Below are 24298 nucleotides of genomic sequence, written 5' to 3'. Positions count from 1 at the left end.
TTCATCTATTGGCCCGATGGCCAGTTATTTTACCAAACGCGGGCCGGTGGTCAGCGCGTTTTCTGATTCAACAAGGATGCCGAGGCGCTGCGCGACTTCGCGGTAGCTGTCGACAAGATCGCCAATTCCTTGGCGGAAGACGTCTTTATCTAGCTTTTGCTGGGTCTTTGCGTCCCATAGCCGGCAATTGTCTGGCGAGATTTCGTCAGCCAAAACAATGCGCATTGTGTCGTCTTGATAAAGGCGACCACATTCGATTTTAAAATCGACAAGTTGGATGCCGGCGCCCATGAAAAGGCCAGACAAAAAGTCGTTGATGCGCACAGCCAAAGTCATGATGTCATCAAGCTCTTGAGGGTTCGCCCAACCAAAAGCGGTGATGTGCTCTTCTGAAACAATTGGATCGTTCAGCGCGTCATCTTTATAGTAGAACTCGATAATCGAGCGGGGCAGGCGAGTGCCGCTTTCAAGACCCAAACGAGGGCAAATCGAACCAGCCGCGATGTTGCGAACAACAACTTCAAGCGGTATGATTTCGACTTCGCGAATAAGCTGTTCGCGCATGTTCATACGGCGAACAAAGTGGGTTGGAATGCCCAATTCGTTTAGCTTGGTGAAGATGTATTCTGAAATACGGTTATTCAGAACGCCTTTGCCTTCGATGATCTCGTGCTTGGCGCCGTTGCCCGCAGTTGCGTCATCCTTGAAGTGCTGAACCAGCGTGCCTGGTTCTGGACCTTCATAGAGGGTTTTGGCTTTGCCTTCGTAGATTTTGCGGCGACGGTTCATCTTGTTCCCCGTGATTCTGAACTCAGTTAAAAGCTGTTGGGCGCTTCATGCGCCTTTTTGGGGTTTAATTGCAAGTAATTTATCACTGATTGAGGCGAGAACAGTTGGCGTTCCACGTAAATTTGACCCCAATCAATGCGAATTCGATCAAAACCAGTAAAAATCACCTCGGAAATGGTCAATGTATCGTTGATTTATTCGCCTATTAGCTCTATCTCGTTGGTAACGAGGCCAAAGGGCTCAACCCTTATAAACGGAGACGAACATATGTCCGGATTTGATGATCGCGAAAAGGCAGCAGAAGCAAAGTTTGTGCATGACGAAGCGACAAAATTCAAAATTGAAGCGCGCCGCAACAAGCTTTTGGGTCAGTGGGCGGCAGAACAACTGGGCATGAGCGCTGCTTCTGAGATCGAAGCTTACGTTGGTGAAGTTATCTCTTCTGACTTTGAAGAAGCTGGCGACGAAGACGTTTTCCGCAAAGTGCGTGGTGATTTTGACGCAAAAGGTGTTTCAATTTCAGACGATGATTTGCGCAGCAAAATGAAATCGCTTTACGCAGAAGTCGCAGAGACATTTAAGCCAACCAACTAAGTCGGCCAAATCTACAAGTTTTGAAACGGCCCTGCATTTGCGGGGCCGTTTTTCTTTGCGTTTTATTGCGCGCTATGCTGACATCACAGAAAAAAGTGGTGGGGATATGAGCGGCAAACGTTCGATTTTTCAGAATGTTACTTTTCGCAAACTCTTTGGTGCGCAGCTTATTGCTTTGGCGGGTACGGGCCTTACGACCATCGCCTTGGCATTGTTGGCATACGAGATTGCTGGTGAACGCGCTGGGCTGGTGCTTGGCACCGCACTAGCAATCAAAATGATCGCCTTTATCTTCGTGGCGCCAATAGTCGGCGGATTGATCCGCCCACAGGGTCGAAAAACGCTTTTGGTTGCGCTTGATGTTGCGCGCGCCGCATGTGTACTGTTGTTGCCTTTCGTTACAACCGACTGGCAAATCTACATTCTGATCTTTGTCTTGAATGCTTGTTCGGCTGGTTTTACCCCGACATTTCAATCGATCATTCCGCAGATATTTGAGGACGAAGAAGACTATACCAAGGCGCTATCGATGGCGCGATTGGCATATGATCTTGAAAATCTCTTGAGCCCGACAATCGCCGCTGCGCTATTGTTGGTCGTCGGTTTTGACGTGTTCTTTGTCGCGAATGCAGCAGCATTCGTTGTGTCTGCAGGTCTCGTATTGTCTGCGACTATGCCGATGGTTGTTGATATGCAAGACAAAGCGATGTCGGCACGCGAAAAGATTGCGCAGGGATTTAAAATATATCGCAAGACGCCACGGCTGATGGGCATGTTAGCCATGTTTTTGGTTGTGGCCGCGGCTGGTGCGATGGTTATTGTGAACACCGTTGTGTTGGTGCGTGTGCAATTTGGCGGCGGTGAAAGCGAAGTTGCCATCGCCATGAGTGCGTTTGGTCTTGGCTCGTTGATTGCTGCGCTGATGGTGCCGCGTTTGGTCAATCGCTTGGGTGATCAAGCTGTGATGCGGCGCGGTGGGTGGCTGTTGGCTTTGATGTTGGTTCTGGCTTCATATGTGAGCCAATTTGAATTGCTGTTATTGGCTTGGTTTGCTCTTGGTATTGGGTATTCATTGGTGCAAACACCCGCAGGACGAGTGTTGCGTCGCTCTGCAAATGACGAAGATTTGCCAAAATTGTTTGCCGCTCAGTTTACGTTGAGCCATGCCTGTTGGTTGTTAGCCTATCCGGCCGCTGGTTGGTTGGCAAATGTATATGGTTTCAATGCAGCTTTTATAATTTTTGCGATTGCATCAATTCTTGCAATGTTGCTTTCCCAGCAGCTTTGGCAAACTGACGATCCCGCTGAAATTGAGCATCAGCATGATGCACTTTACCATGATCATCTGCACTATCATGGGCCGCACCACCAGCATGAGCATGAGGGGTGGGAGGGGCCAGAACCGCATCGCCACCCGCATAAACATGAGGCGGTGCGCCATAGCCATAAATATGTGATTGATGGCCACCACACGGAATGGCCAGCAAAAACCAATTAGAGCTTTTTCATCAAGTTGGCGAATGCCATTAGCCCTTCGGGCCAAGCGCCAAAACCGGATGCTGGGTTCACATGGCCCAATTCACCTGGCACATTGAATGCTGAACCCCATGCGCTGGCCATTTCCGCGGCAGCCTCTACCGAGCAGAACGGATCATTTGCGGACGCGATGAAAGATGATGGGAATGGCAGCGGGTTGTGCGGTATCGGGGCAAAGCCTTTGATTTGCTTCGGAATGCCCTTTTTCTGATCAAGGTCGGGTGCAGCAACCAGCAGTGCACCGGCAACCTTGCTATCTGTCAAGCGTTCTGCGACGTGCGCGATTGTGGTGACCCCAAGGGAGTGCCCTACAAATACTACCGGCCGGGTCGACATCAGTACTGCCTGATGTACATTTTCGACCCAAGATTGGAGGTCAGGCTTGTCCCAATTATCTTGTTCGACAATTTGGGCTGTTGGCATTTTTTGTGCCCAGCCATGTTGCCAATGTCCCTTTGGGGAGCCTTGATAGCCGGGAATGATAAGAATGTCTGCGTCTGCTATTTTCATGTGCCTTAGGTGCACAATCTGCGCAATGGATGCAAGCACAAAGTACTTGACTTAATAGGTTAGTATATACTAACGGTTAGTAATGACTAACCTATATAAAGTTGATACAGAAAACGCGATGTGGTTGGCGCTGGGCGACCCAACAAGGCGTGCTGTGTTTGAAATTGTCGCGCAAAAACATAGCGGTGTGCAAGAAATTGCCGATCAACTGCCTGTGTCGCGTTCGGCTGTGTCACAACATTTGAAGCTGCTTGGTAATGCGGGTTTGGTGCACGCGAGAAAGGTCGGACGCAATCGCATCTACGCGGCGCATCCGGAAAAGCTGCAAGAATTGCGCGAATGGTTGGATGTCTATTGGACGAAAGCCATGCAGGACTTTGCCGATGCTGCCGATAAAGATGAGGAGGTAAGAGATGATTGAACCTGTGGTCGTTGATGTGAAAACAAAGAAATCGCCCATAGATGCATTTGAGTTTTTCACCAAGCGGATGCATGATTTTTGGCCAATGGGGCATTCAATTTGCAAGGAACCGCGAACTGGTTTGGTTGTTGAGTTGAAGCTGGGTGGCCGTTGGTATGAGGTGTGTGGTGAACAGGAATGTGATTGGGGCAGGGTGTTGGAGTTCACGCCCGGCGAGCGCATTCTATTTGCTTGGCATCTCAATGCGGAATGGGAATTTGATCCGGAGGTCTATACCGAAGTGTTGGTGACCTTTTCAGCAACAAGTGATGGCACAGCTGTCAGGCTTACCCATTCAAAGTTGGAACGTTATGGCGAACGTGCAGCGAGCGTGCGTCAGTCGCTGGGCGCAGAAACAGGGTGGCCGGATATTATAGGAGCTTTTGAAAAACTTGTTAGCTGACAAGTTTGGTCTTCCATAACCCAAATTTGCTACCAAAGATGTTGATGGCCAAACCAACAAAGATCACGAGTCCGCCAATAATAGCAGGCACACTCATGGTTTCGCCTAAAAAGAGTACGCCGGAAAAAACGCCGAAGATTGGTACAAGCAATGAAAATGGTGCGACCAAACTGGCGGGGTGCTTTTTAAGTAACTGGTTCCAAATGGCAAATCCGACGATGGTTGCCGGGTACGCTTGAAACAGAGCGGCGCCGATTCCCAACGCAGTAGGATTTGTAAATGTCGCGACGATAGCATCGTGATCCTCAAAGAGCCATGAAAGCAGAAATAGTGGAATAACGGGCGCGATGCTTGTCCAGATGGTGAAGGCAAACATATCAATTTGACCTGCCTTTTTGGCGATCACATTGGCTAAGCCCCAGAACACGGCACCAATCACCAAAAGGATAAATGGTAAGAATGCTGAGCCGCCTAAGCGTTCGATTCCCATTATGGCAATGCCGGAAAAGGCAATGGCAGCACCTGCGAGTTGCCAGGGCTTTGGCTTTTCACCGAGCAGGAGGACGGCGAAACCCATCGTGAAAAACACTTGAAGTTGGGGAATGATCGAAGACATGGATGCATTTACGCCAAGCTTCATGCCGAGAAAGAGCAGCCCGAACATCAGAACACCTAAGCTTATTCCATAGCCAATAATGTTCGCCCAACTTGTTGCTGGGCGTTTTATGAATAGCATTAGTGGAAAAGCGGCAAGCAGGAATCTCAACCCGGTCAGCAGCAAAGGCGGCACTTCCGCAACGCCAACTTTGATTACGACGAAGTTGAAGCCCCAAATGGCGACGACAAGAATGGCGAGCAACACGTCGCGAATGGGCATGAGAAGGACCTAAAGAAAAAGGGCGGGCAACTCTGCCCACCCTTTCAATCATATTCAATATGGTCAAGATCACATCAAGACAATTTGATGGATAGATTATGCCTCGCCAAAAACTCGAGTGAAGATCGTGTCCACATGTTTGAGATGGTAGGCATCATCAAACATATCATCGATTTGAGCATCGGTGAGGGCGCTAGAAACCTCTTCATCGGCTTTCAAGAATGCTGCAAATTCGCCTTCGCCGCGCCAGACTTTCATGGCATTGCGTTGTACGGCGCTGTAGCTGTCTTCGCGTGACAAACCAGCTTGGGTGAGAGCAAGCAACACACGCTGTGAATTGTGCAGGCCACCAAGTTTGTCCATGTTGGCCTTCATATTTTCAGGATAGACAACCAAGTTTTCAACTACGTTGGTCAAACGGATCAGTGCGAAATCCAAAGTGACGGTCGCGTCCGGGCCAATCATGCGCTCAACAGAAGAGTGTGAAATGTCGCGTTCGTGCCAAAGCGCTACGTTTTCCATCGCTGGTGTTACCGCGCTACGTACGATCCGCGCCAAACCAGTGAGGTTTTCAGTAAGGATTGGGTTGCGCTTGTGTGGCATGGCCGATGAGCCTTTTTGGCCCTTAGAGAAGAACTCTTCAGCTTCCAAGACTTCGGTGCGTTGCAGGTGACGGACTTCGACAGCCAAACGTTCAATTGATGAGGCAACAACGCCAAGAGTTGCGAAATACATTGCGTGGCGGTCACGAGGGATCACTTGGGTTGATACTGGCTCAGATGCCAAACCCATTTGTTCCGCCACATATTCTTCAACACTTGGATCGATATTGGCGAAGGTGCCGATGGCGCCTGAAATTGCGCATGTGGCAATCTCTTCACGCGCGTTAATCAAGCGCTGTTTGCAGCGATCAAACTCTGCATATGCCTGCGCCAACTTAATGCCGAATGTGGTTGGCTCGGCGTGAATGCCGTGGCTTCGGCCAATGGTGATTGTGGTTTTATGCTCAAATGCGCGTTTTTTGATGGCAGCAAGCAACTTGTCCATATCTTCAAGCAACAAGTCGGTCGCTTTGACCAATTGCACGTTAAAGCATGTGTCCAAGACGTCAGATGATGTCATGCCTTGGTGTACAAAGCGCGCTTCAGGCCCAACGATTTCAGCTAGGTGCGTCAGGAATGCAATAACGTCGTGTTTGACTTCGCGTTCAATTTCATCGATGCGCTCAACATTGAATTGTGCGTCTTTGCCTTTTGCCCAAATCACATCGGCTGCTTCTTGCGGCACAACGCCTTGTTTAACCTGCGCCGAGGCTGCATGTGCCTCGATGTCGAACCAGATTTTGAATTTTGATTCAGGCGACCAGATTGAGGTCATTTGTTCGCGAGAGTAACGAGGAATCATGGGCTTAGCTGTCTTTCTGAAATTTTTGATTCAGGATTGGATTAGCCGCGTCCCGAAAGGGCGGCGTTGCGGATCGCATCCATGCGCGGTCCATATGTGGTCGGATCATTGCCTTTATAAACGGCAGAACCAGCAACTAGTGCATTGGCACCAGCGGCCGCGATTTCTGCAGCGTTGTGTTCTGTCACGCCGCCATCAACTTCGATGTCGATTGGACGGTCGCCGACAAGGGCTTTGGCTTGACGGATTTTTTCAATCGCTTGCGGGATAAAGGCTTGTCCGCCAAATCCTGGGTTCACACTCATGATCAAAATGAGGTCCAAACGATCAATCACATTTTCGATCACAGAAACGGGTGTTGAAGGGTTTAGTGAAACGCCAGCCTTTTTGCCCATGTTGCGAATGGCCTGCAAGGAGCGATCTAGGTGAGGACCGGCTTCAGCGTGAACGGTGATGATATCTGACCCAGCTTTTGCAAAAGCTTCGAGATAAGGATCAGCGGGTGCGATCATGAGATGAACATCCAAGATCTTCTTGGTCACGGGACGGATCGCCTCGACGATCATTGGTCCGATGGTGATGTTTGGCACAAAGTGTCCGTCCATCACATCAACGTGGACCCATTCGCAACCAGCGTCATCAATGGCTTTAACTTCTTCGCCAAGGCGCGCAAAATCTGCGGAAAGGATGGAAGGGGCGATCTTGATCGGCAAGTCGGTCATCACACTGTCCAATATGTATCATAGGGGGTTATGAGGCGCGGGTTAGCACATGTTTTGCACGCTGCCAATTGGCCGAAGGGCGAAAGCGGCGGATTTCTGGCATTTTGCGAGATTCTCAACAAGATTCACAATCGCTTGAGTGCGACAGTGAGGTGCTTGCGCGTTTGGTGTTGATCGGGCAATAGAGGGGACAGAATGGAGCACTTATGATCTCTTTGAGCATTCCTGTCATTTTCGGCGCCGGTATTTTGAGTTTCCTGTCACCGTGCGTGTTGCCGCTGGTGCCGCCATATTTGAGTTATATGGGGGGAACAACGTTTGAAGAGTTGCGCCGTGAAGGAAGCACCGGGAGCGCTGTTTGGTGGCGCACTGTTCTCACTTCATTCTTCTTCATTCTTGGCTTCTCGACAATCTTTGTTGGCTTAGGTGCTACCGCGACCCTGTTTGGGGAAATGCTGCGCTCGTCACTTTCCTGGCTCACTTCTCTTGCTGGCATAGCCATCATTGTGATGGGGCTTCACTTTTTGGGCGTCCTGCGCATCGGGTTTTTGTATCGACAAGCCAAGTTTGATGGGCCGTCCAAAGCATCTGGTCCGCTCGGGGGATATTTGCTCGGTCTCGCTTTTGCGCTGGGGTGGACACCTTGTATCGGCCCGATATTGGCGGCGATTTTGCCAGTAGCAGCGAACTCTGAAACCGCTTGGCAAGGTGCCGGGCTTCTTGCTGTTTATTCAGCGGGTTTAGGCGTGCCGTTTTTCTTGGCGGCATTAGCGGTTCGCCCATTTATGAGCTTCTTCTCAAAGTTCAAGAAAAACCTAGGAATGGTCGAGAAAGTTATGGGAGTGTTCTTGATCATCACCGGCATTTTATTTCTTACCGGCGACTTCACACGGATTAGCTTTTGGCTGCTTGAAACATTCCCTGTGCTGCAGAGCTTTGGGTAATATTAACCCTAAAGCAAATTGTTCGCTTATCTAGAGCCCAGCTTTGCTATCGTTTGCGAAGGTTTTAAGGGTTTTGGTGTGAGGATGCTCCGCGATATTTTAGGAGCATGCTGTGAAGTTGGCTGACGAACATAAAAATGGGAAATCTGCATTGGTGCATGATGGTTCGCCTTCAGATTGGAAGCCCATGTTCACCGTTACATCGGACATCTACGAAGTAGAGCCGCAATGGCGCGCGCTAGAGGCCTTTGGCATCCAGTCGCCTGGGCAAAGCTTTGATTTTGTGCGCTCGTGGGTAGAGCAGTGCGAAATTCCACTGCAACGCCAGTTCTATGTCACCGCATACTGCAACCGAGAACCTTTTGTGGTTCTGCCGCTCATGATGACCCGGCGCTTGGGCGCAACAGTTCTGACGTGGTTCGTGGGCTCGCATGTGGCCTGCAATGGTCCGTTAATCAACACGGCCATCATGTCCAAACTGTCCGAAGACGATCGAAAAGAATTCTGGCGGACCTTGGTGCGCGCATTGCCGCCCTCAGATGCGGTTTATATGCCTGGCGTGCTCACGGGCGAGAATATTGAGTTCGAAGCATTCGAGGGACAGAGCAAGAAGCCTGTTTGTGATTATGTTTATCGAACTGAGTTTGACAGTTGGGAAGAAGCGGATAAGGAACGCAGGGACCGTAAGCGCCGCCGTCGCGACAAGCAGCATCGCCAAAAGCTAGATGCACTCGGCAAAGTTGAGCTGAAGAGCTTTGAACTTCCCGGTGAGATAGTGCATCCGCTCAAAACTGTATTTGCGCAAAAGCGCGTTCGATTTGAACAGCTCGACATTGAAGATCCGTTTGCCGATGAAAAGGTGCGTGCTGCTTATGCGGATGTGTTCGCGACGGCTAATTCTGTTCGCCCAATTATCTATGCATTATGCCTTGATGGTGAAGTGATTTCTGCGCGCTATTGTATCGCACATCAGCGCAAATTGTTTATGCTGATTTCGTCAATGACCGATGATGCGGGTGTCATGGCTGGATCGCCAGGCAATCAATGCCTTCTCGAAGTGCTAAAAACTGAGTTGAATGACGACGGTTTTAACCTTGTTGATATTGGTGTCGGCGAGGCTGATGAGAAGCGGCGCTGGTGCAACGTTATGCAACCAGTATGCACCTGTTTTATTCCGCGTACTGTAAAAGGGTGGGTCTTCTTTGTCGCCCAAGCCGGGATTGAACGGCTTAAGATGGTCGTAAAAGGAAATGCAAAGCTATTCGCTTTTTACAAAACGATTAGAGGCATATTGCCGCCTGTCCTTAAGACTTAAAATAGCTTCAGCCCCCGCAATGACGCATGCCCGTCTTTTGCAATAATAATATGATCGTGCACGGTGATACCAAGCGGCTTGGCGATCTCATCTATCGCGCGGGTCATTTGAATATCGGCATTTGACGGGGTTGGGTCGCCTGACGGGTGATTGTGCAATAGAATCAGCGCTGTTGCGGATAATTCTAATGAGCGTTTGATCACTTCGCGCGGATAGACGGGCGTGTGGTCAACAGTGCCAACCTGCTGCACTTCATCAGCGATCAGTTTGTTCTTCTTGTCTAAGAATAAAATCCGAAACTGCTCTTTGTTTTCATATGCCATTTGTGCATGGCAATAGTCGAGAAGCTCGGACCATGACCCAAGTGTTGGGCGTTCAGGAACTTTTGATTTGGAAAATCGCTGCGCTGCGGCCTGAATGACTTTAATGTCTGTTGCCGCTGTCGGGCCCAAACCGTCTATTTCTTGCAAGAGATTTGGTGGCGCTGACAATACCTCAGAGAAACTACCAAATCGGTCAATTAGGGCTTTGGCTATGGGTTTCGTGTCGCGGCGCGGCAGAATGCGGAACAGAAGTAATTCGAGCAATTCATAGTCCTGCATGCCTTCCGCGCCTGCTTTCTGAAAGCGTGCGCGTAGTCGGTCTCGGTGGCCATGATAATGTGGCTGCGGCGCCTCAGACATGCCAGACAACTTGTTTTTGTCGGACTGTTTCGGGCCTTGATCCATTATCTGCTCGCCTCAAGCGGGTTGAACAAGCCGTTTGGACTTTGTGTGAAGATTTCACATCCGTGCTCGGTTATTCCAATGGAATGCTCGCACTGTGCAGAGAGTGTGCGGTCACGTGTCACCGCGGTCCAGCCGTCAGCCAAAACTTTTACATGTTGTCGGCCCAAATTGATCATTGGCTCGATGGTGAAAATCATGCCGGGTTTCAATTCAGGGCCAGTGCCGGGCGTGCCAAAATGCATGATGTTTGGTTCATCATGGAATAGGCGTCCAATACCGTGGCCAACAAAATCGCGAACAACAGACGTGCGCTCGCCTTCGGCAAAAGATTGAATTGCTGCCCCAATGTCGCCAGTGGTGTTGCCGGGTTTTGCCACCTCAAGTGCGCGCGCAAGACTTTCATAGGTCACTTCAATTAGGCGCTCTGCTTTTCTTGAAATGTCACCAATTGGGTACATCCGGCTCGTGTCGCCGTGCCAGCCATCAACGATCAGAGTGATGTCAATGTTGACGATATCACCATCTTTGAGCGCTTTTTCGTTTGGAATGCCGTGACAAACCACATGGTTGATGCTGGTGCAGATTGAATGCCGATAGCCGCGATAGTTCAATGTGGCAGGCACGGCATTGTTGTCTTTGGCAAACTCAAATGCAATTCGGTCAAGTTCAGCTGTGGTGATACCGGGTTTGGCGTGCTCATACATGATGTCGAGCGCCTGGGCAGCAAGTGCACCAGCTTTGCGCATGCCTTCAAAGCCTTCTTCGCCATGAAGCGGGATGATGCCAGGTGTGCGCTTTTGATATGGTTTTGCGGATGCGTAGGTGACCATTAGTTCTTCTCAATTCGATTTGAGCGCAAACTAGCTTGAAGGCAATAAAATTGGAAGCCTTGAAGCAAGACGAATTTCATTGCGGCTGATGTCGCAATCATAGCACAAAAATTCAACCCCTTCATCGTGGGCTTTGCGGACCGCATTTGCATATTTGGGCGCCAAGTCTTGCGCAAACCCGAAACGATCACAATCCGTGCGCTGGACCAGATAGAGATTTATCGCCCGATGTCCCGCAGCCACCATATTCGCAAGCTCATTCAAGTGTTTGACGCCTCTTTCCGTTTCGCAGTCGGGGAACTCCGCTAAGCCATCACCGCGTGCCAAGTGTACATTTTTGACTTCTAAATAAGTCATTTGGTTCGCTTTTTGGTTGAGAAGGAAGTCGATGCGCGAGTTTTCGCCATATTTGACTTCTGCCCTGAAGTCCTCAATTGGGTTTAACTCCGAAATGGCGTCCTCCGAAAGCGCTTCACCAACAATTTTGTTTGGGTAGTTGGTGTTGATCCCCACAAGGCCAGTTGGGAGCTCTACCAATTCAAGCGAATATTGAAGTTTGCGTTTTGGGTTGTCAGACTTGGAAACAAATACAGGCAGGCCGGGCATGTTAAGTCCTAGCATTGCGCCTGGATTTGCACAGTGGGCAGTGATCAACTCGCCGCCTTCTAACGTTATGTCTGCAAGGAAACGTTTGTATCGTTTAATCAACGTGCCACGCAAAAGTGGCGAGGGAAGGCGCAAAACTGAACTCCGGGGTAGGATGATGGTGCCGAACAGGCTTGCAATTGTTCTTAGGCTTGGGCATTCAGTCAAGCAAAGAGTTAGGTGAAACATATGGCTGATGCGAATAACCAGAAACGAGTGACTGCCGGCATGCTGGTGATTGGCGACGAGATTTTGTCCGGGCGCACGAAGGACAAGAATATTGGCACAGTTGCAGACTTTTGTGCCGACCTTAACATTGAGCTTTGTGAAGTCCGGGTCATCGCTGATGAGATTGATGAAATCGTTGATGCGTTGAACGCGCTGCGCAAGAAGTTCACTTATGTCTTTACAACAGGTGGCATTGGCCCCACGCACGACGACATCACCGCCGACGGCGTGGCTAAAGCATTTGGTGTGGCACTGAAAGTGGATGATCGTGCCATCAAGATGATGCAAGATAGGTTCACCGACTATCCAATGAATGAGGGACGCTTGCGCATGGCACGCATCCCTGATGGTGGCGAGTTGATCCCCAACACCGTTTCTGGTGCGCCGGGTATTCACATCGGCAATGTCTACGTGATGGCTGGCGTGCCAAAGATCATGCAGGGCATGCTCGAAGCAATTGCGCCGAAATTGGAAACGGGAATAGAGGTCTTTTCGGCCAGTTGTGACTCACAGGTTGGGGAAAGTTCACTATCTGAGCCACTTGCGGCATTGCAAAATTCTTACCCAACGGTCAAAATCGGCTCTTACCCTCAAATGGGGTCGGACAAATATGTAACGCAAATTGTGTTGCGCTCCGCCGATAAGCCTTTATTGGATGAAGCGACGCAAAAAGTTCGGGACATTATTGCTGCGGCAACGAAGAACAAATTGAAAATCTAAAGAGGTTGGCCATGAGCGCACCGCAAAATAAAAGCTTTCCCGTTTCATGGGACCAATTTCACCGCGATTCGCGCGCATTGGCGTGGCGATTGAACTCCGAAGGGCCGTTTGACGCCATAGTTTGCATCACCCGCGGTGGTCTTGTGCCTGCAGCAATCATTGCGCGTGAGCTGGGTATCCGTGTGATTGAGAGCGTTTCGATTTCCTCATATGAGTATAAGGATCAGGGCAAGCTACAAGTGCTCAAATCCATCGCAGATGACATCCTGGCGCTTGATGCGGCGGATGACAAAAAGGTATTGATTGTTGACGACCTTGTCGACACCGGCAAAACGGGACGCGCCGTGCGGGCAATGCTGCCCAATGCGCACTTTGCGACCGTTTACGCGAAGCCATTAGCACGCGACCTAGTGAACAGCTTTGTGACGGAAGTATCTCAGGACACTTGGATCTATTTCCCATGGGACATGGACGTTTCGTACGCGCCACCAATTCATGGGTCGGATGACTAAGCGGCAACCAATTAGGCAAACAAGCGAAGGCGCCCTGCGGGGCGCTTTTTTGTGCGTATGCCACAAGACTATGGGTACAGTTCCAAAAATCGTTTGCATCTTCGCATTGCAGAACCATGAGCCAAATCAATGCGCCTTGTTGAGTGACGGACCAGACTGATTTTTGCTTCCAGTTTTGCGGTGATGTGGTGAGGCATGCTGGTGTTGTTGTTTGCTAATTGGTGTGCTTAGGGAGGTATTGTTATGCTTGCAAATCGGCGGAAAAAGCGTCTGCAATACTTAATGGAAAATGCAGGGCCGACAATTCGTCATCTCCTTTTTCAGCGATTTGATATTGGCAGCAACGAAGAACGCACAAGCAATTACGAGGAAATGTTGGCACTTCCTGAAGTCGCAAAATGGCGGAGCCTTATTCCAAATGAAATATCTGCGTCCACTTTGTTGGGCAGTAACGATGGTTGTTTTGAAAATGCGTTTGGCAAGCTGCTGCAGTTTGGCCTTGCAATCGAAGATATTCTAACTGCAAAGCAAAGGCGCGAATATCTTCGCTATCTGGAGGTATCAACAAATGACGACATTTATGCGTGGCTCGCTCGGTATGTCGTCGCCAGCTATTTCTGCATCACAGGTGAAGTTCATCCAACGGCAGTGACCATTGTTACGGACAGGTTGCAGTCACTTCACTCGTTTGTAAGGAGTCCATCTCAACGCCATAACATTTTTGTTGATAGCTTGCATGCAAAATTGCCGAAGGCATATGAAGGTCGAAAATTGATTAATCCAGGTCTTTACGCAAGTGGTGAACTTTGCCTGCCACTTGTTCATGATGTATTTGTCTTTTCGCACCTCTATGAGCAATTTGATAATGAACAACGTAGACAGGTGGGCGACATAATAGATTTCATTGCCGATAAAAAATACCAGTCGATTGATTATGGTTATGGCATGGTGAGGTCAAATAAGAACAAGTGGCATGCGATGGGGTGGAGTGCGCATATGCCCCTTTTCAATGAGCAGTTGTCGACAGCATACTTCCACAAAGGTCTTGTGTTTCGCGCAGGTCTTTTTTCCCGTCTTAGAAACCAGAAGAGTAGTAAGTGGCTGGCTAGCGTTTTCAATACATTTGAGAAGTTCAAGATTGATGATTTTAGGTTTTCGTTTCCTGGCGAACTCATGCCGGAGACACCAAACTCATACTATCTGAATGGTCGGCATCTTGGACTTAACGAGAACAGGCGCCAAAAAGAGGGGCGGATCATTGAGTCTACCTACTACGCTCACCTTGTAGATATTGATGGCTAACGAAAGTGTCGTTGAATTAGTATTGCATTATTTGGTGCGGACGACGGGACTTGAACCCGTAAGCCGGTTAGGGCGAGGGATTTTAAGTCCCTTGTGTTTACCAATTTCACCACGTCCGCGAATTTGAGCGACAGAACAGTCACTGGCGTCGGTTTGTCATAAAATTGACACCATTTCAATGGGTAAGTTGCCAACAATACATGATGTGCTTTGACGTTATCAAAATCTGGATAAATAGGTTGGCAATTCAAATTTGCATTGGTATGGAAATGACGATATTCGGTAATCTTTAGATCTAAAATTGGAGTTTTTCATGTCGTGCAGTGTTGGGCGTATCGTGCCGGTAATCCTTGCGGGGGGCAAAGGAACGCGGCTTTGGCCAATTTCTCGGTCTGCGCGGCCAAAGCAATTTTTGAACCTCGCTGGCGATAACAGCCTTTTCCAACAGACGCTTGAACGTGTTTCAGATCGTGAAAAATTCGCTGAACCCATCGTCATCACCAACAATGAATATCGTTTTTTGGTTGCTGAGCAGGCGCTTGAAGCTGGTGTTGAACTTAGTGCTGTTTTGTTAGAGCCAGTTGCGCGCAATACAACCGCTGCTGTGTTGGCTGCAGCAAAGTATCTGGCAGGGCAGCAAAGTGAAGACACACTGATTTTTGTTTTGGCCTCAGATCATCGCATTGTCGAAGATGCAGATTATGCCGCAGCTGTTGATGCGGCAGCACTATGCGCAGCAGCTGGCAATTTGGTTACATTCGGAATTAAACCAACAGAACCTGCAACGGGCTATGGCTATATCGAGCAGGGTGAGGCCATAGAATGCGGCGGCTTCAAAGTTGCGAAATTTGTTGAAAAACCAAATCAAGACGTCGCTGAACAGCTTGTGGCTGGCGGCCAGCATCTTTGGAATTCTGGCATGTTCTTGTTTGAGCGTGATGTGATTATCGCTGAGTGTGAGGCATTGGCGCCTGATGTTGCAAGGGCGGTTGCTGCCGCGGTTGAAAAAGCGGACAAAGACTTGGACTTTGTGCGTTTGGACGAGGCTTCATTTGCGCAATCCCCCGACATTTCAATCGATTATGCGATCTTTGAGAAAACCAAAAAGGCAGCGGTTGTGCCTGCGCCCATCGAGTGGTCTGATTTGGGAAGCTGGGATGCTGTTTGGAAAGTTGGCGCTCAGGACCAATTAGGCAACGTCGCTGTTGGCGATGTCATGCTCAGCGAGACAAAGAATTCACTCGTTTACTCCGAAACGGGGCAGGTTACCGTCAACGGTCTGGACGATGTGGCTGTCATCGTTAGTGAAGATGCGATCTTCGTCGGTGCGCTTAGTGATGCGCAAAAAGTCGGCGCGTTGGTGAAAACGCTTCGTAGCGATGCGCGTACTGCGCCGCTGACTGAAACACACCGCACATGCTATCGCCCGTGGGGTGGATATTCTTCTTTGGTTGTGGGTAATCGCTTCCAAGTGAAACGGTTGTTCGTGAAACCTGGCAAAAAGCTTTCGTTGCAAAAGCACCACCACCGATCAGAGCATTGGGTTGTGGTTAGCGGTACGGCTGAAGTGACTGTCGACGATAGCGTGAAGACGCTTAGCGAAAATGAATCAGTTTATATTCCGCTGGGCGCAGTTCACCGGCTCGAGAACAAAGGCAAGATTTTGCTGGAGTTGATTGAAGTGCAAACGGGCTCATATCTAGGTGAAGACGACATTGTACGCATCGAGGACGAGTTCGGCCGCGCATAGCAACGTTTAAGACGGTTTGTTGGTTGCGCCGTGCAACATTGTTGCACGGCGTTTCCTTTGCATGGCAATTTTGGATAAAATATACAAAACGAACTAAATTGATGATTTGTGCGCTTGAAAATTGTTATGCGATGCTGTCGACTGGGTGTGAAATCTAAGAGGTCTACATGCAAATTCCATTTATTTCTATTGAAGAAGTTGAGCACAAACTGCGCTGGCGAGAGGTCGCTGACGCCATGCTTGCAGGGCACAGGCAAAACAAAGCCCGCCTTGGAGACCTTGCGCTGGAGCGTGGTACACAGTCTATGCTCAACCGTGCGGCATGGATTGATGGATTGGGGTTAGCCCTTAAGTCGGTGACAATTTATCCCGACAACGCAGACCGGAAGCCGCCATTGCCAACAATCGAATCTGTTGTTGTGTTGTTTGATGATGAAACAGGCGCAATTCGCGCGCTGATTGACGGTCAGCTGGTAACCAAATGGAAAACTGCGGGCGACAGTGTATTGGGTGCACGTCTATTGGCTCGACCAGATTCTAAGCGCTTGCTGATTGTCGGTTCCGGAACCGTTGCGGGTTCACTTGTTGATGCGTATCGCGAAGTCTTTCCTGCGCTTGAAGAAGTTCACATTTGGAGCCGCAACTTGGACAATGCACGTGCGCTTGCAGATACAAAAGGTTGCTCGGTGGCAGATGACTTGCAGCGGGCTGTTGAGCAAGCAGACATTGTTTCGACAGCCACTATGGCGCGACAGCCGATCATAATGGGTGACTGGGTTCGTCCCGGTACGCATGTGGATCTGATCGGCGCATTTCGATTGGACATGCGCGAAGCGGACGATGTTTTGATGCGGAAGGGCAAGTTATTTGTCGATTCTCGCGACACAACCATTCATGACATTGGTGAACTAAGCATTCCAATTGCTGCTGGCGTGTTGTCAGAAGGCGACGTGATTGCCGACTACTATGATTTTGCAAATGGTGAGGCTAGTGGGCGTGGAAGTGCCGAAGACATCACTGTTTTTAAGAACGGCGGTGGTGCCCATCTTGATCTAATGGTCGCCAAACTCATTTATGACAAATGGTCAGCCTAATTTTCTGCTTCGCCAGTTTTCGCTGATTTGTTTTTCTTAGAGAATAATCCTGAACGTACAGTGGCTTGGAAGAAGATTGCGGAGCCGACCAAAATGGCGATGCCAGCGGCAAAAAACGCAACGCCTGGGAAGTATGCTGGCGCATTTGGCGACATCGTGAAGTAGGCAAACAATTGCGTCGCGGCGAGGGGGCCAAGAATTGCGGTGATGGAATTCACCGCATTCACGCCGCCTTGCAATTCGCCTTGCGCGTTGTCTGCGACACGGTTGGACATGAGGCCGTTAAGCCCAGGACCAACGAATCCACCTAAAGCACCGGGGAGCAGGAAGATATAGAGCCCCACTGCAGTATCGATAAAAGCCATGCCAAAGAACCCGATAGCTGCGAAGGCGAGTCCAAGTACAACAGTCCAGAGTTCACCAAAGAACTTAATTGCTGGGCGCATTAGTCCGCCTTGCACCACCGCGAACATAATTCCAAAGACTGAAAGCGAGATGCCAATTTGCCCTGGTGACCATTGGAATCGCTCGATGGTGAAAAAGCTCCAAATGCTTGGATAGGCTTGGCCGGCAAGCGAGAAGAAGAACAGTACGCCAAGGAACGAGATTACGAATGGAAACTGCTTGAGAGAGAGAATTGTGCCAAGTGGATTGGCGCGCTTTACGTCAAAGCGGCGACGTTTGCGCATGCCTAGGCTTTCGGGCAGCACAAAGTAGCCATAGATCAGATTAAGGAACGCAACGCCAGCAGCTGCAAAGAACGGTACGCGCGTGCCAAATTCACCAAGCTGACCACCAATGGCGGGGCCGATAATGAATCCTGCGCCAACCGCAGCACCGATTAGGCCGAAGTTTTGGGCGCGTTTTTCTTTTGGTGAGATGTCGGCAATATAAGCGGTCGCTGTGGAAATTGCAGCGCCCATAATGCCCGCGACAATGCGACCAATGAAGAGCCAGACGATGGTTGGTGCGAAGCCCATCAAAAGATAATCAAGTGTGAGCCCAAGCAGTGAGGCGAGCAGCACCGGGCGACGCCCAAATCGATCGGATAGATTTCCTAGAATCGGCGAAAAGATGAATTGCATCAACGCATATGCCGAAATCAAAAAGCCACCATATGCGGCAGCGCTTGAAACTTTCTCTGCGGTCAGCTCTTCAAGCAGACCAGGCAGCACTGGCACAATGATCCCAAGGCCAAGAATGTCGATAAATACGGTGACCAGAATAAAGATCAGCGCAAGCCGGGGGTTTTTCACTGCCGTCATCGGATTTCTTCAGCCTTGATTGATTATTTGGGGCAATTGACACGTCCAATATAGGATTTGCAAGCGCTTTGTTTAGGGGCAGGCGCGTCTTTTTGACCGTGCTGTCAATTTGGGTGCAACAGTCAATTGCAGTTTTTCGCATCTATTTGATGACGCTACTGCGCATTGCCATGCTATTATAATCTAAGGTTGTGTTTTCTAGGCGAAGAATGTTTTGATGTCACAGGTTACGGGCCGCCGCGCCAAGCGTATTCATTATTCCCAAGATATTAGTGAGGCAAAATCGACGCATGTGCATCGATTTGTGGGGGGGCAAAGTGTTGAGCATATTGATCCAGTTTTGTTGCTCGATGTGTTTGAAATGCAAGTTGGCGCCACTGCGGCAGGGTTTGAAGCACACCCGCACAAGGGATTTGATACGTTGACCCTTGTGCTATCCGGCGCGGTCGATCACAAGGATAATCAGGGCAACTCTGGGTCGGCTATTTCGGGCGACATGCAGTGGATGCGGGCTGGCAATGGTGTCATTCATGAGGAAAAACTACGCGATGGTGATGACGGGGTCGGCGCAAAAGGCGTGCAGCTTTGGCTAAACCTTAGTAGCGCAGAAAAAGGTCAGCCGCCGCAATACGCGCTCATCAAATCAGACAGAATTGTTCAGACGAACAAAAAGGATGGTGTTGTAGTCAAAGAGCTTGGCGCTGCGTTGCCCGTGCAATCTGGGTTGCCCGAGAGAATTGAATTTCTTGATGTGTCATTTCGACCAGGTAGTCGGATTCATCGGGAAATTGAAGCATCGTCGCTACTGGGGTTAGTGATAGAAGGCACCGTCTGCGTGCCAGACAATGATGGCGGCACCATAATTGTGGGTCCAAACGCAATGGTTGAATTTGAACCCACATCCGAAGCGGTCGATATCGATAGTGATACAGGTGGGCGTTTGCTGCTGATTGGTGGCACACCAATTGGCGAACCGATTGTGCGAAAGGGCCCATTTGTCATGAACAGTCGCGAAGAATTGAAACAGGCGTTTGCGAATTATTCTTCAGGTGGATTTGGCCCGACCATACCTTCAAACGGGTCGTGAGCGTATATCCAGTCCAAGCGTTCTAGATGAGCTTCTGCACTTTTGCCAGCGACCACTGCGTCCCGACCCCAGCTAAGCGGTGGAGACATGTGAAATACGAATCCGTTTTTCTGGCTCTGATCTTGAACCTTGGTTGCACGAGCATGTCGTAGATTTTGCCATTTGCCAAATGCCGTCGCGTTGTCGGTTTCGCTGGCAAGAATCGTTGCCATAAGACCCGCATCTTCAATTGACATGGCCGCACCTTGCGCCTGGAAAGGCAGCATTGCGTGAGCTGCATCACCAAGGATTGCCACGTTGCCTTTGTGCCAAGTCTCTGTCTTTACGCTAAACAGCGGCCATGCGGTCCAAGGATCAGAAATTGATTCCATAATCGCAGATAACTTACTGTTTTTGCGCAGAGATTTGTTGCTGATTTCCGGCGTGTCACTGTCTTCAAGTGGCAATGCAAACTCGGTGACGAGCACTACATTGAATTGATCGCGTTGTGGCAGCGGATAGACAACCATGTGGTAGTCAGTGCCCCAGAAAAGGGATGTGCGATCCTTCGGCAGCAAATTGCCAAGTTGCTCAAGATCGGCCATGGCACGCCATGCCACATAACCGGAATATTGTGGACGTTGACCGCTGAGCGATTCAGTACGCGTTACGGATCGAACTCCATCCGCACCGATTTGCGCGCGCGCCGTCAGCGGATAACTTGGTTTACCTTCGCGCTCTATCATTACGGATACAGCGTCTCCCAAATCTTCGACACGCGTTTTTGTGACGCCAAAAAGAATTTCGATATTTGGAAAAGCTTTGGTCGCTTTGTAAAGCTGTTGAGCGAGATCAGCGCGATGCATTACGGCGTAAGGGGTGCCCTGGTAACGCTGTTTGGCGAATTGACCGAGTTTGACGTGAGAAATTGGATCGCTTTTACCGTGCCGGTAAATGTCGATGCCTTCTGGCTCAAAACTGTGAGCAGTAATTGCATCATCTAGACCAAGCTCGGTGAGAACCCGGCGCGCGTTAGGGCTGATTTGCATCCCTGCGCCAAATTCAGAAATCTCATGATGCTGTTCCGCGATGACCACGCGGAACCCAAATTTTGCGAGCGCAAGCGCCAGCGTTAAGCCAGCAATGCCAGCCCCATTGATTGAAATCGTCTTTTCGGGGCCCATGTTTTTCCTCGTTTGCTACGCCTTGTGGGCGTCGTAAACGGCTTCTTTTGGAGAAGATGCTGCGGCGCCCAGATTGCCATTGTGAATATAATGCGTAGAGCAGTAGGGGCACACAATGTCACTATCATCGCCCATATCCAAAAACACATGTGGATGATCAAATGGCGGCAATGCGCCCACACATTTAAACTCTTTGGACCCAATTTCGATTTTTTGGACGCCCATTGCGTTGTGGTAATGCGGTGTTGTGCCGTGTGCCATATTGCTCTCGTTTTTTCAAAAATGGTCTCGTGACAAATTAGGTTGAAACATATCCAAACCCAATCGCGTTGACCAGCGTATAACGCCTGCCGATCAAGTTGACAATTTGCCAAAACACATTTTGCTGATATTGAGCGGTGCAAATGCAACTAAATAGGGTCCAAAATGCCGCACTTCCAATCTGAAGGCTATGAAATTGCCTATTCCATCTATGGCGAAGGGCCATCAATATTGCTTGTTCATGGATTTGGCTCGAACGGCAAAGTGAACTGGGTTGATACGGGCTGGGTCGATTCTTTGGTGCGCGCTGGCTATCGGGTAATCACGATTGATAATCGGGGACACGGAAAATCCCAGAAGATTTATGACAGTGACGCCTATCCTTCGAGCGAGATGGCCAAGGACTCGGTCAATCTTATCAAGTTTCTTGGACTCAAGCAGATTGCAATAATGGGTTATTCCATGGGCGCGCGCATATCCGCTTACGTTTCAATGTCTGCGCCGGAATTGGTCAAATGTGCGGTATTTGGCGGTTTGGGCGAACGAATGACCATCGGCATGACAACTTCTGGGGTGATTGTTGATGCATTGTTGGCACCAACTTTGGAAGAAATTACGGACAAAACCGGTCGGATGTTCCGCATTTTTGCTGATCATACAAAGAGTGACCGTCGGGCACTGGCTGCTTGCATGGCTTCGTCGCGGCAACGTATTACAGAAGAAGATATTTCAAAGATCGAATTGCCCGTGCTCGTGGCTGTGGGCAGCGAAGACGAGGTTGGCGGTCGCCCAGAGCCGTTGGCTGCGTTGATGAAACAGGGCGAATCTTACGTAATTGAAGGTCGCGATCACATGCGCGCGACGGGGGATAAACAGTTTAAGCAAGCTGTGTTATCATTCCTAGAGCGCCAATATCCAATTTAGTGCGCGTTGGGTGGAAATCTAGGATTTGATCACCCATATAGAATTGAGTTGAATTAGGAGATCTCCGATGGCTGAGACAAAGCTGCAATCGCAAAAACCGACAATTGTAGACCCGGTTTGGCGCTCAATTTGCAGCGATGCGGAGCAAATGATGGCGAATGAGCCAGCGTTTTCAGGCTTTGTCATCGCCAATGTGCTGAACCACGAGCGGGTGGAAGAGGCGATAGCTTATCGTGCGTCGGAGCTATTGGACCATCGGGATATGCCTGCGGCGATTATCCGTCGCGCGTTTTTTGATGTGCTTCGGGACAACCCGGCGATTGCCGACAACATACGTACAGATTTGGCAGCAACACTTGAGCGTGATCCTGCATGCAATCGTGCAATCGATCCGGTGTTGTTCTTCAAAGGCTTCCAAGCCATTCAAACCTATCGGTTTTCTCATGAGTTGTGGAAGACGGGCCGCAAAGACTTCGCAAAATATCTGCAAAGCAGAGCATCGCAAGTATTTCAGGTGGACATTCACCCCGCAGCTGTAATTGGACGCGGTATCATGGTCGACCATGCAACTGGTTTGGTTATCGGTGAAACTGCGCGTGTTGGAAATGACGTTTCCATTTTGCACGCTGTGACGCTTGGTGGAACAGGCAAAGAAGACGGCGATCGCCACCCAAAAATTGGCTGTGGCGTTATGATTGGTGCTGGCGCAAAGATTTTGGGCAACATTTCAATTGGGGATTGCGCACGAATTGCTGCTGGTTCAGTAGTTTTAAAGGATGTTCCTGCTAAGACCACTGTTGCTGGCGTTCCCGCCAAGGTTGTGGGAGAGGCCGGTTGCGCCCAACCTGCATCCAGAATGGACCAAATGATTGTCGATGATAGCGGTAAATCCAAATCAGAATGAGCTTACAGCAACAGAACAAGATATAGTTGATCAGATATGGCAACGGGAAGAGCAGTTGGCGGTGCCTTCTGCTACGTCCGGAGACGTTGCCAATATGGTCGCGTCTGATTTTGTCAGTTTTGATGCGCAGGGCAACACTGTTGCCAAGCACGAGTATGTTGATCAGTTGAACAATACCGACTCGGAGCGCACAGGAATCACGCGCTTGTGGGCGCATTTTGGGTCTGAGAATAGTTGTTGTCTTGCCTATATGCGCGAAGCTGAGCGGACGCAGCCTGATATTTGCATGGCGCTATGGATTGAACGCGATGGGGCTTGGCAAAAAACCTTTCACCATCAAAACGCGAAATTCGGCTAAGGTTGGGGAAAACCAAACTAGCTGTTGAGCAATTGGGTGATCTTGTTAGTTTCGCCCTCTAACTTTTAACGCCAAAAGCGGTGGTCAAAATGACAAAAGAAGAAATCGAAAACCTCACCAAATATTTGCGCGGCAAATTTGGAAATCCGGCGTTTGAAGTGCGCGCGCGTCCAAAAAAGGATGATTCTGCTGAAGTTTATCTCGGCGATGAATTCATTGGCGTAATGTATTTGGATGAAGATGAGGGCGAGCGTTCTTTTAACTTCCAAATGGCAATTCTTGATATCGATTTGGAAGAATACGCCTAATTTGCTTGTAGTGATGCCAAGCGCCGTTCCATCGCAACTGAGAATGGCCGCCAATAGGGCATCAGGCTTTGTTCAAACTGAATAAGCGCGGATACGCGCTTATTGACCAACACGGTTGTAATACAATTCTTTGCATTCGTGTTTGCCGCCTCTTCGTTGAGGCATTTGGCAACAAAAGGGCTGGCGCTTAGCGCATCGTACCAGATCGACTCATCCTCATATCCTGCTTCGTTACGCAGCTTTTTCACAACAAGGCCAAACCGTTGATCGGAAGGGCCGGGCGCGAAATTGTGAATGTAAAGGGAATCGAGCAGATACGCGCTGGGCGCTGCACGAGCTGCAGGTAGCAGCGTGGTTGTTACCTTAATCGAAAAGTCTTCAATCTCAATTGGTATGCTCAATTGCAGCAAGTTCACCACTGATTGCTCTTCATTGAAATCGGAAGTGATCCACGTTCTTGGCGCCTGCATTTTTGTTGCCGAAATTGAAAACTCCACCAACTTATTGTCCGCTTGGCGTTGGATGTTTCGGGTTTCTTCAAAAAAATCTAATGCGTAGACCGTTGCCAAACCCAGTAGGCTTAGACAAATAAGAAGGATTAAGATGTTGGTTCCTAAGCCATTTTTCGCTTTTTGGGAGCTTGGTTTGGTCATTTCTCTCCAGTT

General features: G+C 49.6%; 28 protein-coding genes and 1 tRNA gene. 16 read left to right on the top strand and 13 right to left on the bottom strand.

Annotation, left to right across the window (positions count from 1 at the left end):
* Positions 1–24 precede the first annotated feature (24 nt).
* Complete coding sequence (gene purC / locus QQL65_RS15145; protein ID WP_284365838.1) at positions 25–789, bottom strand: phosphoribosylaminoimidazolesuccinocarboxamide synthase; 765 nt, start codon at positions 787–789, stop codon at positions 25–27.
* Positions 790–1056: 267 nt separating this feature from the next.
* On the opposite strand from purC, the gene QQL65_RS15140 reads away from it, so the two are divergent.
* A complete protein-coding gene (locus tag QQL65_RS15140) occupies positions 1057–1383 on the top strand; it encodes a DUF1476 domain-containing protein (RefSeq protein WP_284365836.1) in 327 nt (108 codons plus the stop codon).
* A gap of 106 nt (positions 1384–1489) precedes the next feature.
* The gene (locus QQL65_RS15135) at positions 1490–2881 is read left to right on the top strand and encodes an MFS transporter (protein WP_284365835.1); all 1392 of its coding nucleotides are present in this window, start codon (positions 1490–1492) and stop codon (positions 2879–2881) included.
* Here QQL65_RS15135 and QQL65_RS15130 read toward each other — a convergent pair.
* Positions 2878–3429 (bottom strand): RBBP9/YdeN family alpha/beta hydrolase, encoded by a 552-nt coding sequence (locus QQL65_RS15130; RefSeq protein WP_284365834.1) that lies wholly within the window; start codon positions 3427–3429, stop codon positions 2878–2880. The genes QQL65_RS15135 and QQL65_RS15130 overlap by 4 nt on opposite strands.
* A gap of 82 nt (positions 3430–3511) precedes the next feature.
* Here QQL65_RS15130 and QQL65_RS15125 point away from each other — a divergent pair, with 82 nt between their 5' ends.
* Together QQL65_RS15125 and QQL65_RS15120 are read left to right on the top strand one after the other, a co-directional pair.
* The gene (locus tag QQL65_RS15125; RefSeq protein ID WP_284365833.1) at positions 3512–3850 is read left to right on the top strand and encodes an ArsR/SmtB family transcription factor; all 339 of its coding nucleotides are present in this window, start codon (positions 3512–3514) and stop codon (positions 3848–3850) included.
* Positions 3843–4292, top strand: a complete 450-nt coding sequence (locus QQL65_RS15120) for an SRPBCC domain-containing protein (RefSeq protein ID WP_284365832.1) — start codon at positions 3843–3845, stop codon at positions 4290–4292. Before QQL65_RS15125 ends, QQL65_RS15120 begins: the two co-directional genes overlap by 8 nt.
* Here QQL65_RS15120 and QQL65_RS15115 read toward each other — a convergent pair.
* The 3 genes from QQL65_RS15115 to rpe all read right to left on the bottom strand — a co-directional run bounded on the left by QQL65_RS15115 (position 4285) and on the right by rpe (position 7295).
* Entirely contained in the window at positions 4285–5169 is an 885-nt protein-coding gene (locus QQL65_RS15115) for an EamA family transporter (protein ID WP_284365830.1), read from the bottom strand. The two genes, QQL65_RS15120 and QQL65_RS15115, sit on opposite strands and share 8 nt — an antisense overlap.
* Before the next feature lie 96 nt (positions 5170–5265).
* On the bottom strand, positions 5266–6573 hold the full coding sequence (gene purB, locus QQL65_RS15110; RefSeq protein ID WP_284365828.1) for an adenylosuccinate lyase: 1308 nt from the start codon (positions 6571–6573) through the stop codon (positions 5266–5268).
* Between the two features lie 41 nt (positions 6574–6614).
* Positions 6615–7295: a ribulose-phosphate 3-epimerase gene (gene rpe / locus QQL65_RS15105; protein ID WP_284365827.1), complete on the bottom strand. Its 681-nt coding sequence runs from the start codon at positions 7293–7295 to the stop codon at positions 6615–6617.
* Between the two features lie 206 nt (positions 7296–7501).
* Here rpe and QQL65_RS15100 point away from each other — a divergent pair, with 206 nt between their 5' ends.
* Together QQL65_RS15100 and QQL65_RS15095 are read left to right on the top strand one after the other, a co-directional pair.
* Complete coding sequence (locus tag QQL65_RS15100; protein WP_284365826.1) at positions 7502–8239, top strand: cytochrome c biogenesis CcdA family protein; 738 nt, start codon at positions 7502–7504, stop codon at positions 8237–8239.
* A 112-nt stretch (positions 8240–8351) separates the two neighbouring features.
* A complete protein-coding gene (locus QQL65_RS15095) occupies positions 8352–9554 on the top strand; it encodes a GNAT family N-acetyltransferase (protein WP_284365824.1) in 1203 nt (400 codons plus the stop codon).
* On the opposite strand, the gene radC is transcribed toward QQL65_RS15095, so the two are convergent.
* Genes radC through sfsA form a run of 3 tightly spaced genes read right to left on the bottom strand, consistent with a single transcriptional unit; the run spans position 9551 to position 11853 of the window.
* Complete coding sequence (radC, locus tag QQL65_RS15090; RefSeq protein WP_379863203.1) at positions 9551–10282, bottom strand: RadC family protein; 732 nt, start codon at positions 10280–10282, stop codon at positions 9551–9553. The genes QQL65_RS15095 and radC overlap by 4 nt on opposite strands.
* Positions 10282–11112 carry a type I methionyl aminopeptidase gene (gene map, locus QQL65_RS15085; protein ID WP_284365822.1) on the bottom strand — a complete coding sequence of 277 codons (831 nt, stop codon included), beginning with the start codon at positions 11110–11112 and terminating at the stop codon, positions 10282–10284. The genes radC and map overlap by 1 nt, the downstream gene beginning before the upstream one ends.
* A gap of 30 nt (positions 11113–11142) precedes the next feature.
* Entirely contained in the window at positions 11143–11853 is a 711-nt protein-coding gene (gene sfsA, locus QQL65_RS15080; protein WP_284365820.1) for a DNA/RNA nuclease SfsA, read from the bottom strand.
* 93 nt (positions 11854–11946) lie between these two features.
* Between sfsA and QQL65_RS15075 the strand changes: the two genes are divergently transcribed.
* From QQL65_RS15075 to QQL65_RS15065, 3 genes are all read left to right on the top strand, one after another.
* The gene (locus tag QQL65_RS15075) at positions 11947–12705 is read left to right on the top strand and encodes a competence/damage-inducible protein A (protein WP_284365817.1); all 759 of its coding nucleotides are present in this window, start codon (positions 11947–11949) and stop codon (positions 12703–12705) included.
* An 11-nt stretch (positions 12706–12716) separates the two neighbouring features.
* A complete protein-coding gene (gene gpt / locus QQL65_RS15070; RefSeq protein WP_284365816.1) occupies positions 12717–13217 on the top strand; it encodes a xanthine phosphoribosyltransferase in 501 nt (166 codons plus the stop codon).
* A gap of 243 nt (positions 13218–13460) precedes the next feature.
* The gene (locus tag QQL65_RS15065; RefSeq protein ID WP_284365814.1) at positions 13461–14519 is read left to right on the top strand and encodes a hypothetical protein; all 1059 of its coding nucleotides are present in this window, start codon (positions 13461–13463) and stop codon (positions 14517–14519) included.
* Between the two features lie 32 nt (positions 14520–14551).
* On the opposite strand, the gene QQL65_RS15060 is transcribed toward QQL65_RS15065, so the two are convergent.
* A tRNA-Leu gene (locus QQL65_RS15060) sits at positions 14552–14638 on the bottom strand.
* Positions 14639–14832: 194 nt separating this feature from the next.
* Here QQL65_RS15060 and QQL65_RS15055 point away from each other — a divergent pair.
* Both QQL65_RS15055 and QQL65_RS15050 read left to right on the top strand, forming a co-directional pair.
* Positions 14833–16269, top strand: a complete 1437-nt coding sequence (locus QQL65_RS15055; RefSeq protein WP_284365812.1) for a mannose-1-phosphate guanylyltransferase/mannose-6-phosphate isomerase — start codon at positions 14833–14835, stop codon at positions 16267–16269.
* Positions 16270–16436: 167 nt separating this feature from the next.
* The gene (locus tag QQL65_RS15050; RefSeq protein WP_284365810.1) at positions 16437–17363 is read left to right on the top strand and encodes an ornithine cyclodeaminase family protein; all 927 of its coding nucleotides are present in this window, start codon (positions 16437–16439) and stop codon (positions 17361–17363) included.
* Here QQL65_RS15050 and QQL65_RS15045 read toward each other — a convergent pair.
* Positions 17360–18628, bottom strand: a complete 1269-nt coding sequence (locus QQL65_RS15045) for a TCR/Tet family MFS transporter (RefSeq protein ID WP_284365808.1) — start codon at positions 18626–18628, stop codon at positions 17360–17362. The two genes, QQL65_RS15050 and QQL65_RS15045, sit on opposite strands and share 4 nt — an antisense overlap.
* Positions 18629–18845: 217 nt before the next feature.
* Between QQL65_RS15045 and QQL65_RS15040 the strand changes: the two genes are divergently transcribed.
* Positions 18846–19715: a pirin family protein gene (locus QQL65_RS15040; RefSeq protein WP_284365807.1), complete on the top strand. Its 870-nt coding sequence runs from the start codon at positions 18846–18848 to the stop codon at positions 19713–19715.
* On the opposite strand, the gene QQL65_RS15035 is transcribed toward QQL65_RS15040, so the two are convergent.
* Together QQL65_RS15035 and QQL65_RS15030 are read right to left on the bottom strand one after the other, a co-directional pair.
* Positions 19667–20878 (bottom strand): FAD-dependent monooxygenase, encoded by a 1212-nt coding sequence (locus QQL65_RS15035; RefSeq protein WP_284365806.1) that lies wholly within the window; start codon positions 20876–20878, stop codon positions 19667–19669. The genes QQL65_RS15040 and QQL65_RS15035 overlap by 49 nt on opposite strands.
* A gap of 15 nt (positions 20879–20893) precedes the next feature.
* Positions 20894–21139: a zinc-finger domain-containing protein gene (locus QQL65_RS15030; RefSeq protein WP_284365804.1), complete on the bottom strand. Its 246-nt coding sequence runs from the start codon at positions 21137–21139 to the stop codon at positions 20894–20896.
* Between the two features lie 165 nt (positions 21140–21304).
* On the opposite strand from QQL65_RS15030, the gene QQL65_RS15025 reads away from it, so the two are divergent.
* The 4 genes from QQL65_RS15025 to QQL65_RS15010 all read left to right on the top strand — a co-directional run bounded on the left by QQL65_RS15025 (position 21305) and on the right by QQL65_RS15010 (position 23633).
* Positions 21305–22063, top strand: a complete 759-nt coding sequence (locus tag QQL65_RS15025) for an alpha/beta fold hydrolase (protein ID WP_284365803.1) — start codon at positions 21305–21307, stop codon at positions 22061–22063.
* A 67-nt stretch (positions 22064–22130) separates the two neighbouring features.
* A complete protein-coding gene (gene cysE, locus QQL65_RS15020; protein ID WP_284365801.1) occupies positions 22131–22967 on the top strand; it encodes a serine O-acetyltransferase in 837 nt (278 codons plus the stop codon).
* The gene (locus tag QQL65_RS15015) at positions 22939–23325 is read left to right on the top strand and encodes a hypothetical protein (RefSeq protein ID WP_284365799.1); all 387 of its coding nucleotides are present in this window, start codon (positions 22939–22941) and stop codon (positions 23323–23325) included. The genes cysE and QQL65_RS15015 overlap by 29 nt, the downstream gene beginning before the upstream one ends.
* A gap of 89 nt (positions 23326–23414) precedes the next feature.
* Positions 23415–23633: a DUF3126 family protein gene (locus tag QQL65_RS15010; protein ID WP_284365798.1), complete on the top strand. Its 219-nt coding sequence runs from the start codon at positions 23415–23417 to the stop codon at positions 23631–23633.
* Here the strand turns inward: QQL65_RS15010 and QQL65_RS15005 are convergent.
* Positions 23630–24286: a hypothetical protein gene (locus QQL65_RS15005; RefSeq protein ID WP_284365797.1), complete on the bottom strand. Its 657-nt coding sequence runs from the start codon at positions 24284–24286 to the stop codon at positions 23630–23632. The two genes, QQL65_RS15010 and QQL65_RS15005, sit on opposite strands and share 4 nt — an antisense overlap.
* Positions 24287–24298 lie beyond the last annotated feature (12 nt).

Source organism: Maritalea porphyrae (assembly GCF_030159895.1).
Lineage (GTDB): Bacteria > Pseudomonadota > Alphaproteobacteria > Rhizobiales > Devosiaceae > Maritalea > Maritalea porphyrae.
This window is presented reverse-complemented; position numbering and strand designations above follow the sequence as displayed.